The organism is Scytonema hofmannii PCC 7110 (assembly GCF_000346485.2).
GTDB lineage: Bacteria > Cyanobacteriota > Cyanobacteriia > Cyanobacteriales > Nostocaceae > Scytonema > Scytonema hofmannii.
In genome coordinates, this window is sequence record NZ_KQ976354.1 from 4,213,741 (window position 1) to 4,230,056 (window position 16,316).

Sequence of the window (16,316 nt, forward strand, 5' to 3'; positions counted from 1 at the left end):
GTATCTCCTTGTAAGTTTATAATAGCTAATGGCTAATTGTAGGTTTTTCAGATTTATTAGCCATTAGCTATTAACAATTAGCCATTGTTGGTGAGACGGGAAATAACTCTGCATAGTCGTCTGAGAAATTAGCCTGAAAATCCTGAAACTCACCTGGTGTGACAGCGTTCCGCAGTACAGCGAAGACAGCACGAGTGTGTGTTGCTGCAGCAACTGGATCTACTCCCTCTTTCTGACTCACTAGGGAAATAAACTCCTGCATTGAAAACGCTTGACCGTTTTCACCTTCACGCCCGTGCAAATACTCACCCAGTTCTTGCGGTAACTGAGATGCTAAGTCTTTTGCCTCATCTCCAACGATGCGCTCCCTGATAGTTTCTAGTGTTGCACGTGTTGCACGTTCTGCATCCTCGTGAGAATTCAATTGAGCAATGCTTTGAACGTGTTTTATAAATTCTCCATATTTCATTTTTTACCTCCAATGCTGACTGTGATACTGGTTTCAAGCAGACTGTAATCTTATAAAAATCAATTATTTTTATCTTTGAAGATTTGATGACTATATGAGTAAATTTAGAAAATAGTTAGGAATCATGAGTTGGGTATGAGTTATATCAGCATATCCCAAGTCATAAATCCTAACTCCCTTATCACTCGACCATGAATTCATGACTCTTATTATTACGTTGAAATTACTAGCTTTTCTTCGTTCTTTGGGGATATATGCTTCTTATCTCTAAAGTGATACATTGATGGTTTTATACTTTCTCTCAATACTGCTGAAGTCAAGACTAATATGCCTGGTCATAAACTCTGTGAACGGTTACCTTCAAACAGATCGTCTCTACATATTTGACAATTGTGCCAACAGAGTATAAACGATGAGTATTGAGTTGCATTTAAGTAAATATACTTTTATTTATTTAAGATAAAGGAAGGAGTTATGAGTTAAAGCCTGGAATCTGCTGAAATATTTTCGTGAATTCCAACTTTTTGTGAAGTGACCATATCATAAATATAAAAAATAGGTGTCACTCCTCAGATTCTCTTCATACTAAAGAAAGATCTTGTTGAGTTTTGATTACCTCATAAGTAGTAAATCTTTTGGGTGACTATTCCAGATAGAGAACGCGTTATCGTGAGAATGCACCAAAAAGTAAAAGAGCTATGGCAGAAGAAAAGTCCAATCAAAACTTTGACACAGATGATTTGCCACAAGTTGTCACTGAATCCTACGGAACTGGTGTCAAAGACTTACCAGGGAATAATATTGGCGATCGCAAAAACAAATATGACGATCCAGGTAACGCAGAAGCCAGTCCAAAGTTAACAGGGGGAGATATAGATGCTCGTTGGGATTTAGAAGCAACAGTAGGGGATGAGGGTGTTGGTGGTACAGTCCCCACTCCCGACCAAGACATTGTAGATGACCTTGGCGCTGCTGTTGGCATGGAAATGAATGATAAAGCCAATCTGCGAACAGTAGATATTTTTGAGCAGCGCGATGACCGCCGTTGGGAATTAGATCCCATGTCCTCGGAAGATTATGAACAAAGGGGACAGTGACCAGTGACCAGTGACCAGTGACCAGTGACCAGTGACCAGTGACCAGTGACCAGTTAACAATGAAGTTTGAAATAATTCGGAATTCGGAATTATGAATTTAAAATTCCGAATTCCGAATTTTAAATGAGGGTTTGTGTTTGCTTATTTTCCAATCCTTCTTTAGAGTGATCGAGGCGCAATTCACCCTTAGGTGCAAACCTCATCCAGAAAGGAGTGTCTGAACCAGCAGACCCTTTTGCAGTAGTCACTCCACCATCAGCTAACCATAACGCACCAGTGACATAACTGGCTTCATCAGAAGCAATGAAAGCGTAAACGTTAGCAATTTCTTCTGGTGTACCGCGTCTTGCTAGTGGTGTGGCATCAATGAGGTTTTTTTCCATCTTCGCATTCATTGGACTATCTTCCTTATGTGTCCAAGCGGTATCAATAGCACCAGGACAAACACAGTTAGCGCGAATGCCATATTTAGCTTGCTCTACTGCAACACCAAGCATAAAAGAGTGCATCCAACCTTTTGTACCGCCATAAACCGTGTTATACGCTAAACCGTTATAACCTGCTTCAGAACCAGCTGAAACAATGTTACCGCGAGTTTTGTGCAGATGGGGGAGTGCGTATTTGGTCATCAAAAATGCCGATCGCAAATTCATGCGAATAGTATCATCGAATACTTCAGCAGGATAGTCTTGAAGTTCTGCTGTAGCTAAAAATACACCAGCATTGTTGATTAAGATATCTAACTTACCATAAGCATTAATTGCCGTCTGAACGCAATTTTGGGCGTGAAATTCTTGAGAAACATCTCCAGCATAGGCTATAGCTTTACCACCGTAGTGTCTGATGGAATTAACAACATCCTCAATTGGGTCATCAGGAAGTCCATTGACAACCACTGATGCACCTTCTTTAGCAAATTTATGGGCAATAGCTTCTCCAATACCAGCACCAGCACCTGTAATAATTGCAACTTTTTCTTTTAAACGTCTATCCACGGTTAAATCTCCTAAAAATAGGGAATGGGGAATGGGGAATAGGAATTTAGGTTAAAAAAGTAACAAACTTAGAAGTTAAAACTTAAAAAGTCCTTTTAACTTCTAATTGTCTTTTCCCCACTCCCTACTCCCTACTCACCACTCCCTACAATTGTTCTTCTCTTTGATTTACATACATCTGTCTTCAGTGGGGTTAAACATCAAATTCAACTTTGATAGCTTGGAGCGTGAAAGTTTTTTTGCAATCGGAGTGGATTATGACATTTACTCAAACTAACGATCCTAATGTTCGAGAACACGTTCAAGCTTTTCAAAGTTTACCTGTAGATGAACAATTGGCTTTGTTCTGGTTTCTTTATAAAGAAATGGGCAAGTCTATAACTCCAGCAGCTCCTGGAGCAAGCACAGTGTCTGATAGTGTTGCTGAAGGTTTATTCAATCAAATTAAAGAACTACCATCAGAAGAACAACTACAGTTTCAGCGCGATTTGATTAATAACACAGATAATCAGTACAGTCGTATGTATGGTTCCATGAGCGATACTACGAAGTTACTATTTTGGTATCGCCTAGCTCAAGGTATGGATAATGCGACTATTATTTCTATGCCTCCTGGTTACAAGCTTTCTTCACAATCTCAAGAATTGCTCAATAAACTTAAGCAAGTTGAATTTGAGCAGCAAATGAATATTTTCCGCGATTACGTCTCTCCAATGGGGACTGAACCAAAGGCGGGTGCTGAAGTTTAGTATCTAGCTGAATAACAACAAAGCTCAAACTAGTTGTGTAATATCTGCAATTTTGCACTGATAACGACTGTTGTAGGGTGGGTGCTGCTCACCCTATATTCGTGTTTGAGTTTCAATATCTAAAGAAGATTTAAGGAAAATTTATGGTAACAAAAACTACTGCGACTAGAATCAATACCATTAAAAGAAAACATCTTGTTTATAGTCTAATTACTGGTTTGATAATTGGATCGATCATAGGTGCGCCTCTTGGTTGGATTACTCATCGATATTACTATCAACAACGTCTAGCTCAGTTCTTACTTTGTCGAGAACAAAATAGGAACCAGCCAGCCGCTTATGTAGATTCTATTTGTGGGCGTTCTTTTTAGAAATTTTGACAATATCGAGTCCCACCAATCGGCTTTCTTCTTGTATTTACCATCTTTCCTTCTGTCCTCTGCCTTTCTTTGGTAAAACTATATTAGGTCTTATGTTATCATCTCAAGAAACTACCGAACACCAAGTCAATCAACCAGAAGCGTCGCGATCTCAACAAATTCCACTTTTTATGCGGCTGCGTGGAATTATTATATTAGTAGCGCTCTTAATTCTTGTTAGTTTCTTTACATACCAAATTGACTTTGCATTTCCAGGAACGCCAAGCCTCAACAATACATACACTCCTCTCAGCCACCCTACAGCACAAGAAATAGGTTCTTACGATGTGTTGGGCAAAGTTGTTAGTAAAGCTGAAGCAGAAAATTTACTAAAAACAGAAGAAGGGAAACAGTTACTTTCAGCAGAGAATGGCGCTGTTGCGATTACAGAAGATTTAATCGCTCTTGGACGAAAAGCTTTTTATAGAGAAACTTTTGGGAACGAAATTTTCTTTACCGATGTCACTGGTATCTTAAATGGTCCGCTAAATCTCATCAACTTGACAAAAGCCATATTATCTCTCAAGGGTCAACCTACAACGAATCTTCAAGTGACCATGGATAGAGATATGAATGTAGGTAATCGCAATTTCAAAAAGGGTGATATTCTGAATACCGGGCTTGACATCCCTGCTAACTCCTTCGTTCCTCTAGGAATGATGACTCATATCAACAAGGGTAAAATCCGAGTTGGTATAACTTGTGCGGCATGTCATGCCACTGTAGATAAAAAGACTGGACGTATTCTTGAAGGCGCACCCAACAACGATCTAGATACAGGCTTAATGCTGGCGTTAGCGAGTAACTCAGCATCATGGTTCCGTCACACAGGCGTTAATCCTTTAACAGTTCGCTCTGGCAAACAGACTTACATAAGATCCGATAACCAAGAAGCTCATTTACCAGACGCCAAAGCTTTAGAAGATGCAGTAGACACCCAATTGCTCAGTTGGACTCCAGGGAACTTTGACTCAACCGGAGACAATCACAACAATCCCTCCCAAAATCCATCTTCCTATACTATCGGTGCCTATCCTTATGGTTGGAGTGGTAACGCTGCTATTGGTTGGTTTCATGGATTAACTTCATTAAATAGCAATGTTCATGGAACAAACTCAGATCAAACATCAACGGCTGATTCTAGCCAAAAACTTCTAGGTATTGATAAAGAAACATACTTGGGTTTCATTCTACAAAACTCAGCTAATCCAAAGTTTAAGTTACCCCAAGGTACTAAACCATCAAAATTTTTCCAGAAAATTGACCCTACTCCCGGTACACCTGCTATGAATGAGGTGATTGCTATGCCGGGATATCCTAAAGGTTCACCTTTTATCCTAGATGGATTGATGGCGAGTTCGCCAGGATTTCCGGTAGCTGCACAACTCAATGGTATGTCAGCGTATCAGAACTCACTAGCACCATCTCCTGTAAAAACGCAAGATTCAGCTTCTGTTCGACAAGGAGCAGTCATTTTTACGAAGGCTGGATGTGTTGAATGCCACAGTGGACGTTACTTCACAAACAATCACGTTATTGCAGAACAAGAAATCAAAGCACAGCCTTCACGGGCAATAGCACAAGCTGCTTTTGCTCGCAACTTCGTATCACCGCAAACCTATCCAAGCAATGTGCCGGTTCCCCTCCCAGAAAATCCACCTGTATTAAATGTTCCTACAGATATTACTGCAAAACGAGACTTTGAACTGGCTTTTGCGATCGCTAATTCTGGAGGTTACAAAGTCCCTAGCTTAATTGGGTTGAACGTTACCGCTCCTTATTTACATGATGGCGGTGCTGCTGCAGGACCAGAAGCGCTAAAAGTAGATAAAAATGGTTATGACATTGTCAACCCAGACCAGTTAGGCATACCGGGAACATTATTAAGCAACATACTACCAGAACCGAGGGCAAGTTTGCGCGTACTTATAGACCGTAACTTACGCAGGCAAACCGTTTTAACCAACCGTGCCAATTCCGACTTGCAAGAGTCCAATGCAGATGGTAGCGGTCACAACTACTGGGTAGACAAACAAGGTGGTTTTTCTACTCAAAATCAAACAGATCTCATAGAGTTTCTTCTGTCATTAGATGACGAGCCTGAACTCATGCCAAAGCAAAAAAATTAATTAACTGGTCACTGTTCACTGTTCACTGTTCACTGTAAAGTGGCTGCGCTGTTCGTAAAACGCTTCCTGCATTCCACTTATGTAAGGCAGTAGAAAAGATCGCTGTTCTGGTTTGACACGTCTGCTAATTTCGTCCAGCAAGAGTTTATTCCATTGTGCCGTTATCTCCCACGGCACTCCGACTCGTTCCATAACCATAACACACAGATTCACCAATTCTTTTTCTACGGGTGCGAAACTCTTCTCCAAAACACACAGCCATAAATAAGCTTGAAACATCTGCAAGTCGCGCAAGCAAGAATGTTCTACACCTGGATGGTCAAATCCACCTCGACGACTGCGATAGTCAGGAAACATTTCTGTCAATTGATGGTAAACAGTTCGTGCAATATCTGAAGCAGCAGGAAACATTTCCTTGACAATAGTAAAAGCTGGAGAGTCTAATTCATGTTTTGCTACAGCTATGCAAACTCGCTGCCAAGGTATGGCAACCTGTTCTTCAATAAACCTAAAGTAGGGATAAATCAAAATTTGCTCTATGGGTGTAAGCTTTTTTAGAAGTAACTGATTGCTAAAGTTGAATTGTGTGGTCAGAAAACCAAGAGTACACCAATCTTTTGAAGCCGTGTATTGTTCTTGGCACTCTAACAACACGCCTTCCAACGCCTTAGCTAAATCTTCAATATCTGGAATACCCCACACTGACAGCAAAGAATGATTTATGGGAGTCATACCTGCTAGAGTCTGTAGCTTTTCTTCTACTGAACTGGTAGCAGAGGATGGCTGTTGATAAAGTTCCAGAAGCTCAATGTACACTTGAACAGTAAAATGTGTGAGTCGTCTTGCCTCACTTAAATCCACAACATTGGGAATATACTCGTATAAAGCTTTAGCTTGTATGCCCGCAAACTGGCATTTAGTGTCAACGATCGCCTCACGTAACTTGGAGACAGTTAAAGCTTTACCTTCAAGTGAAGATGCTTCTAGTAAAGAATTGTAGACAGAGGGGTCTTGCTCACAAAATACGGACGAGAAGTCTAGTGCGTAACGTTCTGCCCAAAGCTGAACAAAACATTCAACAGTAGGAGTACTAGCTGTTTGGGTGCTAATTAACATAATGCTCTAGCTGATTTCTTTAGTACACAAGTATCAATCATTGCGTTTAGAATTTTACTAATGCACGATATAGTCTTTTATAATTTTCTCTGAAAAAGCTATCTCCCACTTCAGGATACACTTAGTATTTTGATTTCTTTTGTAAATTAATTTACTTTCTTCATGAAGAAACGATAAAGATTAAAAGTGATTATTGGTGATATTCGCCGAGTTCTTCCTCAAACAATGCCCACTCATGACGGTTTGCATTATTTTGGTAATGACGCAGATTTTTGGGGTAGTACACGCAATGACCCACATACACCCACCTATCCCAACAGCGATTAATTTCGCACACCTTAACAACTACCCCGTGGTAGATGACATCTTCTCGTGATACCTCTAGCAATTGTCCTCGTCGATATCGAGGTTTTGTCTGAAGTGCAGTCATCTTTTATCTGTACCTCCTGTAGTCGATGCACAATTCCAAACCTGTTTTGACCGTTAGATCTCGGTACAGGTGATGGTTTACAGTGTTTATTCCGTTGAAGAAAAATCCCACCTTTGTAGGTGGGGTTAATTCTTAGGATTCATAATACAAATGTACCATAAACATTTGCAATTGGCATTATGCTTTGCATAGCATTGCTATTCAGAATGAAGTTTGGCTGAGAGAAGGCTAAAGTTATGCTTGGGCGACTCGCTTCTGCTCTTCGTTAGCAAAAAATATGATCGAACGATATTGCGTACTTGAGTCGGGACTTGAATTGTAAATCAACAACTGTCATTTTTTTGTCATATTCATTCCTGATAATTAAAACAGTAAAATCTGGCAACTCGCATTCCTGGGCGTTACACGCACTTAACCATCGAATGGCAGTGGGGAACTATGACAAAACAGGATAATCCTGAAAATGCAAAACCTAGCGGCGTCTCTCGTCGCGGATTTTTCAAAAGGGCAAGTGTCACCGTAGCTAGCGCAGCTATTTTAGATTCTGGTTTGATTGGTACCAAAGAAGCAGCAGCAGCACCTTCCAACTTTGTTGGTCCAAGACGAACACCGATTAAACTCCGTATTAATGGAGCTGAGCGTCGTATGGAACTCGAACCCCGCACTACCCTTGCTGAGGCTTTGCGCTTCGAGTTAGGTTTGACAGGCACGAAAATTGTTTGCGATCGCGGTTCTTGTTCCGCTTGTACAGTTTGGTTGGATTCAACACCTGTGTGCTCGTGTATGATGCTGGCAATGGATGTGGGCGATCGCGCCATCACCACCATCGAAGGACTCGCCAAAGGAGAAGATTTGCATCCAGTACAGGCTGCATTCATTGAATACGATGCCCAGCAATGCGGTTATTGTACGCCAGGGATGGTGATGAGTTGCGCGGCTCTCCTGGCAAAGAATTCAAACCCCACACTTGAAGATATACAAGCAGCTACAAGCGGTAATTTGTGTCGTTGCGGTACTTATCCCAAAGTGTTTGAAGCAACCCTCGCGGCGGCCAAGTCCATTCAAAGTGCGAGGAGTTAAAGGTATGGTATCACTGGTCACTGGTTACTGGTCACTGTTCACTGTTCAAAAAAGGAGTTAAAGCTATGGCTCCCAATCGCAAGCTCAAGAGAAATAGAAAGCGTTATGTCATCTTCATGGCTTCTGCGATCGCTACAACCGTTGCAGACGCAACCGCAAAAAGCCATGCTCAATCGAGTTCATCTACCTCAGGGGGGATGACAAACATTGCCATTGGTATTCCTGGCATCAGTATGAGTCAGGTTCAGCGAGAGATTCCACCGGATGAACCACCACCACTGCCTCCCAACGCCGAACTTTCCGTAATTGGCAAGCGCACTCAGCGTTTGGATGCCCGCCTCAAGGTAACAGGAACGGCGCGTTACACATCAGATGTACAGTTGCCCGGTATGCTTTATGGAAAAATGTTGCGATCGCCTTATCCGCACACCCGCATTCGCTCCATTGATACTAGTGCCGCAGAACGCTATCCTGGAGTGCGTGCCGTGCATATCCTCGACAAGGTCGTAGGCGGTGCAACAGAGCGCGACCCCAAACCCGTTACAACCGGACAACTACCCCTCATTCGCTTTGTCGGTCAGCCCATAGCTGCTGTGGCTGCAACAACACCAGATGCAGCAGAAGAAGCAGTGCGATCGATCCGCGTAGAGTACGAGCAATTGCCCTTTGTTGCCGATATGGATGCAGCACGTCAACCCAACGCACCCTTGGTTTTTGAAGGACCAACAGAACAAGTGGCCACGGGTGGTGGTGGTGGAGCACCTAAGGGGTTACCACAACGCGGCAATGTGCGAGGACCAGTCAAAGAAAACCCATTTGGAGGAGCGCGTGGTGACATTAAACAAGGGTTTGCGGAAGCAGAGGTGACCGTCGAAGGAGAATTTCGCACGCAAGTCCAAACCCACTCTGCACTGGAAACCCACGGTGTTGTTGCTGATTGGAAACCGTCAGGCTTGACAGTTTATATCTCAACGCAAGGCACTGCAGGTGTACGCGACGAGCTTGCAGAATTATTTAAGTTGCCGAAAAGCCAAGTGCGCGTGATTACGGAATTTATGGGCGGTGGCTTTGGTGCCAAATTCGGTGCGGGTAATTACGGTGCAGCCGCGACTTACCTCTCAAAGAAAGCAGGTGCGCCCGTGCGTCTGATGCTTGATCGTAAAGAGGAGCATCTTGCCGTTGGCAATCGTCCCGGTACAATGCAAAAACTGCGTATTGGAGCCAAGCGTGATGGAACGCTAACCGCCATCAGTCTCAGTGCTTACGGAACGGCTGGTGTTGGATTGGGAGCGGGCGTTGGTAACGTGGCTCAAGTCATGTACAAATGTCCAAACTTTGATTCAGAACAGTACGACGTTTTCATCCACGCTGGACCGGGTGCTGCCTTTCGCGCCCCCGGTAATCCCCAAGGTGCTTTTGCCTTGGAGCAACTCATTGATGAACTCGCCGAAAAAATTAAAATTGACCCAGTCGCACTGCGTGACAAAATTGATGAGAGTCCGACACGTCGCGAACAACGCCGTATCGGAGCCGAACGCATCGGTTGGAGTCAGAGACACGCGCCCGGTGCTGACTCTGGAGCGATTAAACGCGGTATCGGTATGGCACAGTCTTTTTGGCCTCGTATCGTTCATACAGATTCATCATGTGAAGTACGAGTTTTGCGTGATGGTTCAGTAGAAGTACGGTCAAGCGTACAAGATATTGGTACTGGTATCCGCACTGTATTGGCACAGGTCGTTGCGGAAGAGTTTGGTTTGCAAGCAACAGACATTACTGTGCGTATCGGTGATACTATGTTTCCTGCTGGTCCACCTTCAGGTGGTAGTAAAACTACTGGCTCAATTACGCCGGCTGCTCGCAATGCTGCTTACAGTGTTCGGCAACAAATGTTACAACAAATTGCACCAGCTTTAGAAGTGAGTGCAGATGCTTTAGCGATGAAAGACGGACGTATCTTTGTTCGTGCTACACCATCGAAAGGGTTGTCGTTTCGTGAGGCTGCCAAGAAGTTGCGAACAGAGCAGATTGCAGTCATAGCAAGCCGCAGTGAAGACTATGGTGGTTTCCAAGTCAAAAACCCGACAGGGAATAGCTTTTCGCATGGTGGGTTAGGTGGCGTGCACTTTGTTGAAGTGTCAGTTGATACGGAAATAGGATTGGTGCGAGTCGATCGCGTCGTAGCCGTCCACGATTGTGGTCGTCCGATTAATCCATTGCAACTAGAAAGCCAAATTAATGGCGGTATTCTTCAAGGCACATCATGGGCGCTTTACGAGAATCGGCATTTGTGCCAAAAATCCGGGGTGATGGTCAACGCAAACTTCGACCAATACAAAATACTTGGTTCTCGCGAAACCCCAAAGATTGAAATTCTTTTGTTGGAGGATTACCAGGGACGTAGTTCTACTGATGCAGGTGGTATTGGAGAACCAGCAATTATTCCAACGGCGGCAGCGATCGCTAATGCCATTTATAACGCCACTGGTGTCCGTTTGCGGGAATTACCAATGACACCGGAGAAAGTACTAGCTGCTCTTAATGTATCGAGGAGAACATCATGAAGCGTTTTGAATGGATGAATGCGTCTACCATTAATGAAGCTGTAGCCCAAGTTAACAGTACGGTTGCTGATGCTACAGTTGCTGCTAGCTCTGTGGCTGCTACCAAGCAAAACCAAACTGCGAATAACACGGCGATTGTTAAAGCAGGGGGTATCGATCTACTAGATTTGTTAAAGGAAGGATTGGTGACACCATCGCGAGTCATCAATATTCGCACACTTCCCAATATGGATCGCATGAGTGCAGATGCCCAAACTGGTTTACGCATCGGACCTCTAGTTACACTTGCCCAATTAAGCACAGATTTGTCAGTACGTCAAGGTTATACTGCCCTTGCTGAAGCAGCAAGTCATATCGCCACCCCACAAATTCGTAATGTTGCGACTATTGGTGGAAATCTCTTACAACGTCCGCGCTGTTGGTATTTCCGTTCCGAGCAGTTTCGCTGTTTGAAGCGGGGAGGTAAGGAATGCTTTGCTATTGAGGGCGAACACAAGTATCATGCTATTTTTAATAATGAGGTTTGTCCTTGCGTGCATGCCTCTACAGCTGCAACAGCACTCGTTGCTCTGGGTGCTCGATTGGTGTTAACGAGTCCAAAAGGAGTAGGAGAAGTTTTACTGGAAGAGTTTTTTGTGACTCCGGAAAAAGACGTTCTGCGGGAAAACTCGCTTCAGCCTAACGAGTTAATAACAGAAATCCGGGTACCTGCACTAGGGGCAAACGTGCGATCGGTTCATCTCAAACAGGGTGAGAAAGAGTCTTATGACTGGGCGATCGCAGATACTGCTGTCATGGTTGAGAAGTCTGGTGGACGTTGTACAAAAGCTTCTATCGTCTTGGGTGCAGCCGCTCCCGTACCGTTGCGTGCTCGGACTGCGGAGGCTGTTTTAATTGGCAAACCGATTAATGAAGAGACGGCGCGTGCCGCAGCAAAAGCAGCAGTGCAAGGCGCAAAGCCGCTTTCACAGAATGCGTACAAAGTGCCTATCTTTGAGGTGTTAGTGCGCCGAGCGATTTTACTTGCCGATACTCGTTCAATGTAGAATATGTTGCATTTGACTAAAGACCTGGAAAAATTTTTCCCTGGGGTTTGAATCAGTTAACCGCAAACCCTAATTACGAATTACTCCCTTCCCGCTAGAAGATTACCTATAATGTAGGAAAAAGTATTACAAGAAGTGACAAGGTGGAATTGTGGATAGATATACAAGAAATCGAACATTCCAACTATGCAATTGCCTCCCGAAAGCTTCGCGATCGCGACCGTCTCACCAGGCTATCAAAAATCTCCTGAAAATGGTAACATTTATCTGGAATAGTATCTTGTCCATTTGTAGCTTTGTATGGATACTATTTCGTGTACAACCGTCCAAATCTGTAGGGTAAATCAAAAATAGTATATGAAACTTATTGCCCGATTTTACCTTGAGCGATCGGACTGTGCGTCAATATGAATCGCCTTCCAGGTTTGGGGGATTGTGTTCTCTATTAATATGGTGGAACACTAGGGAGTTGTAGTGGTAATTAACCTCACATGAGGATAAGCAAGAATATTGCCATCATTAGTCATTAAAGGACAGTCGTAAGTCCTTGCAGTAGCAACGATAATTCTATCAGCAGGATCTTTATGAAATTCTCCTGGTAAGGAGTAAGATTCAATGGCGATCTCAGGGGTAATAGGAATTAAAAGGATTCCTTCTTCAGCCAAGGCTACAGAAAACCATTCGTTCAATGGCTTAGGAAGAACTAAACGACCTTGATTGACTAATCTTGAAATTTCCAGAAGACTAATAGTTGATATTCCTATCCCATCAGGACGAGAGTTTTCAATAGTTTCTTTCTGCAAATTCGTAAGTTGGAGGGAATCTTGGTTCCACCAAACCCAGATATGGGTATCAAGAATAATCATTCCTTTTCCATATCCCATTCATCAGCAGGGAGTCCTGACTCTTCGGGATTTTATGCCGTTAGGTGTAGAAAATACTTAGATGCGCTTTCTGGTAGATGAATGTACCCACCCTTCCGCACCCTAAGTGTCACATACGAAAAACCACCACAAAAATAGTACAAAAGAACTAACTTGAGAAGAGAGTTCAATCAAACAGTTGAGAAGTAATAGCATTAAGCTTTAAGAGTGATAGAGAGATATTCCCATTCTCAAGGGAATTGACTCCACTTGAGAATGGAGTCAGAAAAATAAAAGAAATAGAAAAATTGAAGTTTAGTAGAAGAAATGTAGAAGAATTGAAACAGAATTAATTGGGAGAATTCTGTTGTGATGTTGAATATTGAAGAGATGAAAATACAGAACCTAGACCATTTAGGGATAGTGGCCGGAATAGTGGATGAAATAGGATTAGTAGAAATTAGTGAAGAAGGCAGATGGCAGATGGCAGATGGCAGAAGGGATGCAATATGGTAGGGGCTTCAACCAACTACCAATTGCTCGCCACCAATATCGTTGCATTATGGTGGGGGACTTAAACCCTTGCTCCCTTCGGCCCTTGAGAAGTACAAGGGCATTTCCTTCTGCCCTCTGCCCTCGTACTTCTGCCTTTTGTTAAAGCCATAACAATTTCTCCTCGATCGCAGATATCAATAGTTGTATTATTAAGTTTATCTGTAGGTATTACACATTCATATTTTTTTGATTCCCCTAAAGTTGAAACTAATGATGAAGTAACGGAAATAGCGGAAATGGAAAGTAAGTGGTTTTGCGATCAAGTATTCAGATTTGGCGGAGACGGTTTTCCTGCCGCAACTCAAAGTAGCTGCCGAACTACTGAATATTTTTGTAAAAACGTAAAAATATGGGATAAAAAATATGAATGTAAAAACATGGGATGGGAATAAAAAAAACTTTGGTAAAATCTATGAGCATCGCCTATAACTACCTGAAATACAACCCCAACCTTACTTAGAGCGACTAACGTGAGCCTGTTTTGACACAAGCGTTGAGCCATAAGACACATTGTCAGTTTATACTACAACAAATGCCAGCGCAGAATATAGGCGTTTATGCGATGATATCAAACGTTAAGCAGAAATAACGATGTTAATTTAATTAAAATTAAAATATACTTTATACTCCACCTAACATACAGTCCAGTTAGCTTTTCTTTATTTTTTCCATCAGCATAATTATAATCAATAGGAGATCCCCAATGGTTTGAAAAAATCGCAACACCTTACCTTTATGATAGACTCACAGAGATCGCTGCAATACTTGATGAGCATATTAATAATAAAACAGACTATAGTATTCTTGGCCTGTTTGGCAAAATCACTTATTGTGATGTCATATATATAGCAGCTATAACTCTATTTTAATCCGTCCTTTTTTACCACCTACTCGTACTCATTTGCCATTCTCTAATGCCTAGACAATCTATTCCCCGTATAGAATATCTCAGAGTCAAAAACTATCGAGCGCTGCGTGACCTAGAACTCAAAGGAATTACTCCCCTGACTGTATTCTTAGGTCCAAATGGCAGTGGTAAATCAACCATTTTTGATGTTTTTGCCTTTTTATCAGAATGTTTTACAGTCGGCTTACGTAAAGCTTGGGACAAACGCGGACGCTTTAGAGAACTGCGGACACGGGGCGCTGATGGACCTATTGTAATTGAATTAAAATATCGTGAAAAGCTAGATTTACCTATCATCACTTATCATTTGGCTATCGAAGAAAGACCTAAAGGACCGTTAGTAGTAGAAGAATGGTTGCAGTGGAGAAGAAGTCAGACTGGCAAACCTTTTAAATTTCTCGACTTTCAAGAAGGTGCAGGACGGGTTATTACAGGCGAAAAGCCAGACGAACAAGACGAAAGAGTATTTGAGGAACTAAACTCCTCTGAACTGCTTGCTGTTAATACTTTGGGACAATTTTCTAAACATCCTCGTGTGAGTGCATTACGCAATTTTATTAGTGGCTGGTATCTTTCCTACTTAACAGCCGACAACGCCCGCAGTGTTCCAGAAGCAGGTCCACAGGAAAGATTATCACCCACAGGAGATAATTTACCTAATGTCATTCAATATCTCAAAGAACAACATCCTGAACGGTTACAACATATTCTTAATACTTTATCCTGTCGCGTTCCCCGCTTAGAAAGAGTAGATGCAGAAATGATGCAAGATGGGCGATTATTGCTGCAAATTAAAGATGCCCCTTTTCAGCAACCCATACTTGCTAAATTCGCATCAGATGGCACACTCAAAATGTTAGCATATCTAACCGTATTATATGACCCAGACCCACCTCAACTTATTGGAATTGAAGAACCAGAAAATTACCTACACCCGCGTTTGTTGCCAGAATTAGCAGAAGAATGTCGCGCAGCTTCAGCTAACACTCAATTAATGGTAACAACTCATTCACCCTTCTTTACCGATGCTCTAAAACCAGAAGAACTGTGGGTATTGTACCGAGATGAACAAGGTTATACACAAGCCAAACGCACTGCGGATATGCAGGGAATTAAAGAGTTTATGGAACAGGGAGCTAGTTTAGGTTCATTATGGATGGAAGACTATTTTGAAGTAGGTAATCCCTTAATTAATTCTGGTGGACCAAAGAAGAATATATCTCAAACAAAATAAAGAAGGAGTTAACTAGCTTGCACATTGAGTTTTTAGTTGAAGAGCTATCTATGAAAGAAGCTCTCCAGAATTTAGTACCTAAAATATTGGGAGAAACCAACAGTTTTGATATTCATCCTTACCAAGGTAAATTCGATTTACTATCCAAATTGCCTAAACGTTTAAAAGGTTACAAAGCTTGGTTACCAGATGATTACCGAATTGTAGTTTTGGTTGATGAAGACCGAGAAGATTGTAAAGCTTTGAAGGAAAAATTGGAAGGCATAGCTATTGATGTAGGCTTTAGCACTAAGAAATCTGTCGGTATAGGTCAGCAATTCCAAGTCCTTAATAGAATAGCAATTGAAGAACTAGAAGCGTGGTTTTTTGGAGATATAGATGCTCTCATCAATGCTTATCCTGGAGTGTCATCCAATATAGAAAATCAGGCAAAATACCGCGACCCAGACGCGATTACAGGTGGTACTTGGGAAGCTCTAGAAAAAGTGCTACAAAGAGCAGGATATCATAAAGGAGGTCTAGAAAAGAGAAGAGCAGCACGAGAAATATCGCTACATATGAATCCATCAAATAATCGCTCTAAAAGTTTTCAAATATTCTACGATGGCTTATTAAAAATAATAGCATGAGCAGGTTTAATGCATCCAAATTTATCTGCTATCG

General features: G+C 42.2%; 13 protein-coding genes and 1 pseudogene. 9 read left to right on the plus strand and 5 right to left on the minus strand.

What is annotated here, in order from left to right; genetic code table 11:
• Positions 1-70 precede the first annotated feature (70 nt).
• Entirely contained in the window at positions 71-469 is a 399-nt protein-coding gene (locus tag WA1_RS17250; protein WP_017748830.1) for a DUF2267 domain-containing protein, read from the minus strand.
• Positions 470-1,167: 698 nt separating this feature from the next.
• Here WA1_RS17250 and WA1_RS17255 point away from each other — a divergent pair.
• A complete protein-coding gene (locus WA1_RS17255; RefSeq protein ID WP_017748831.1) occupies positions 1,168-1,566 on the plus strand; it encodes a DUF6335 family protein in 399 nt (132 codons plus the stop codon).
• A gap of 119 nt (positions 1,567-1,685) precedes the next feature.
• On the opposite strand, the gene WA1_RS17260 is transcribed toward WA1_RS17255, so the two are convergent.
• A complete protein-coding gene (locus tag WA1_RS17260; protein WP_017748832.1) occupies positions 1,686-2,561 on the minus strand; it encodes an SDR family NAD(P)-dependent oxidoreductase in 876 nt (291 codons plus the stop codon).
• Between the two features lie 257 nt (positions 2,562-2,818).
• On the opposite strand from WA1_RS17260, the gene WA1_RS17265 reads away from it, so the two are divergent.
• Complete coding sequence (locus WA1_RS17265; RefSeq protein ID WP_026135256.1) at positions 2,819-3,310, plus strand: orange carotenoid protein N-terminal domain-containing protein; 492 nt, start codon at positions 2,819-2,821, stop codon at positions 3,308-3,310.
• A 472-nt stretch (positions 3,311-3,782) separates the two neighbouring features.
• Positions 3,783-5,858, plus strand: coding sequence for a di-heme oxidoredictase family protein (locus WA1_RS17275; RefSeq protein ID WP_017748835.1), 2,076 nt, complete (start codon positions 3,783-3,785; stop codon positions 5,856-5,858).
• Positions 5,859-5,873: 15 nt separating this feature from the next.
• Here the strand turns inward: WA1_RS17275 and WA1_RS17280 are convergent, their stop codons facing one another.
• Together WA1_RS17280 and WA1_RS17285 are read right to left on the minus strand one after the other, a co-directional pair.
• Positions 5,874-6,974 carry a hypothetical protein gene (locus tag WA1_RS17280; RefSeq protein ID WP_017748836.1) on the minus strand — a complete coding sequence of 367 codons (1,101 nt, stop codon included), beginning with the start codon at positions 6,972-6,974 and terminating at the stop codon, positions 5,874-5,876.
• A gap of 190 nt (positions 6,975-7,164) precedes the next feature.
• Complete coding sequence (locus WA1_RS17285) at positions 7,165-7,404, minus strand: hypothetical protein (RefSeq protein ID WP_017748837.1); 240 nt, start codon at positions 7,402-7,404, stop codon at positions 7,165-7,167.
• A 438-nt stretch (positions 7,405-7,842) separates the two neighbouring features.
• Here WA1_RS17285 and WA1_RS17290 point away from each other — a divergent pair, with 438 nt between their 5' ends.
• From WA1_RS17290 to WA1_RS17300, 3 genes are all read left to right on the plus strand, one after another.
• Entirely contained in the window at positions 7,843-8,484 is a 642-nt protein-coding gene (locus WA1_RS17290) for a (2Fe-2S)-binding protein (RefSeq protein WP_017748838.1), read from the plus strand.
• A gap of 65 nt (positions 8,485-8,549) precedes the next feature.
• Positions 8,550-11,048 (plus strand): xanthine dehydrogenase family protein molybdopterin-binding subunit, encoded by a 2,499-nt coding sequence (locus WA1_RS17295; RefSeq protein WP_017748839.1) that lies wholly within the window; start codon positions 8,550-8,552, stop codon positions 11,046-11,048.
• Complete coding sequence (locus WA1_RS17300) at positions 11,045-12,094, plus strand: FAD binding domain-containing protein (protein WP_017748840.1); 1,050 nt, start codon at positions 11,045-11,047, stop codon at positions 12,092-12,094. The genes WA1_RS17295 and WA1_RS17300 overlap by 4 nt, the downstream gene beginning before the upstream one ends.
• Positions 12,095-12,555: 461 nt before the next feature.
• On the opposite strand, the gene WA1_RS17305 is transcribed toward WA1_RS17300, so the two are convergent.
• Positions 12,556-12,960, minus strand: a complete 405-nt coding sequence (locus WA1_RS17305; RefSeq protein ID WP_017748841.1) for a type II toxin-antitoxin system VapC family toxin — start codon at positions 12,958-12,960, stop codon at positions 12,556-12,558.
• A 369-nt stretch (positions 12,961-13,329) separates the two neighbouring features.
• Here WA1_RS17305 and WA1_RS61695 point away from each other — a divergent pair.
• The 3 genes and pseudogenes from WA1_RS61695 to WA1_RS17315 form a co-directional block, all read left to right on the plus strand.
• Positions 13,330-13,419: pseudogene (locus WA1_RS61695) on the plus strand (DUF4277 domain-containing protein); the annotation flags it as partial.
• A gap of 1,007 nt (positions 13,420-14,426) precedes the next feature.
• Complete coding sequence (locus WA1_RS17310) at positions 14,427-15,653, plus strand: AAA family ATPase (RefSeq protein ID WP_017748843.1); 1,227 nt, start codon at positions 14,427-14,429, stop codon at positions 15,651-15,653.
• Between the two features lie 17 nt (positions 15,654-15,670).
• Positions 15,671-16,282, plus strand: a complete 612-nt coding sequence (locus tag WA1_RS17315; protein ID WP_017748844.1) for a DUF4276 family protein — start codon at positions 15,671-15,673, stop codon at positions 16,280-16,282.
• Positions 16,283-16,316 lie beyond the last annotated feature (34 nt).

What these genes read in the sequence shown, in the direction of transcription:
- WA1_RS17295 (WP_017748839.1), top strand. Translation starts at nt 8,550, where the DNA reads ATGGCTCCCAATCGCAAGCTCAAGAGAAATAGAAAGCGTTATGTCATC.
- WA1_RS17255 (WP_017748831.1), top strand. Translation starts at nt 1,168, where the DNA reads ATGGCAGAAGAAAAGTCCAATCAAAACTTTGACACAGATGATTTGCCA.
- WA1_RS17250 (WP_017748830.1), bottom strand. Translation starts at nt 469, where the DNA reads ATGAAATATGGAGAATTTATAAAACACGTTCAAAGCATTGCTCAATTG.
- WA1_RS17300 (WP_017748840.1), top strand. Translation starts at nt 11,045, where the DNA reads ATGAAGCGTTTTGAATGGATGAATGCGTCTACCATTAATGAAGCTGTA.
- WA1_RS17280 (WP_017748836.1), bottom strand. Translation starts at nt 6,974, where the DNA reads ATGTTAATTAGCACCCAAACAGCTAGTACTCCTACTGTTGAATGTTTT.
- WA1_RS17310 (WP_017748843.1), top strand. Translation starts at nt 14,427, where the DNA reads ATGCCTAGACAATCTATTCCCCGTATAGAATATCTCAGAGTCAAAAAC.
- WA1_RS17275 (WP_017748835.1), top strand. Translation starts at nt 3,783, where the DNA reads ATGTTATCATCTCAAGAAACTACCGAACACCAAGTCAATCAACCAGAA.
- WA1_RS17305 (WP_017748841.1), bottom strand. Translation starts at nt 12,960, where the DNA reads ATGATTATTCTTGATACCCATATCTGGGTTTGGTGGAACCAAGATTCC.
- WA1_RS17285 (WP_017748837.1), bottom strand. Translation starts at nt 7,404, where the DNA reads ATGACTGCACTTCAGACAAAACCTCGATATCGACGAGGACAATTGCTA.
- WA1_RS17265 (WP_026135256.1), top strand. Translation starts at nt 2,819, where the DNA reads ATGACATTTACTCAAACTAACGATCCTAATGTTCGAGAACACGTTCAA.
- WA1_RS17290 (WP_017748838.1), top strand. Translation starts at nt 7,843, where the DNA reads ATGACAAAACAGGATAATCCTGAAAATGCAAAACCTAGCGGCGTCTCT.